General features: G+C 56.0%; 1 protein-coding gene. It reads right to left on the bottom strand.

Annotation, left to right across the window (positions count from 1 at the left end):
* The coding region (locus tag G6N75_RS02025) for a HigA family addiction module antitoxin (protein WP_165346404.1) at positions 1-218 on the bottom strand (218 nt) is incomplete at both ends.

The following is a 218-nucleotide window of genomic DNA, read 5'->3' as shown; positions in this document are numbered from 1 at the left end:
TTATCAAGTCGCTCGTCCAATTCTTCCTCCGCGCGTAGCAAGTCGTAACGCGTCTGCAGGTTCAGCCAGAACTGCGCTTCCATGCCAAAGTACCTACCAAGTCGCAGTGCAGTGTCCGCAGTAATTGACCGCTTGCCGTGTACGATCTCACCAATGCGCCGCTGCGGCACGCTGATTTCCTTCGCCAGGCGATACTGGGAAATCCCCATAGGCTGAAG

Origin of the sequence: Thioalkalivibrio sp. XN8 (assembly GCF_011058255.1) — a bacterium.
In the GTDB taxonomy this organism is placed as follows: domain Bacteria; phylum Pseudomonadota; class Gammaproteobacteria; order Steroidobacterales; family XN24; genus XN24.
The sequence above is the reverse complement of the archived record's forward strand: the minus strand, read 5'-3'. Positions and strand labels throughout refer to the sequence as shown.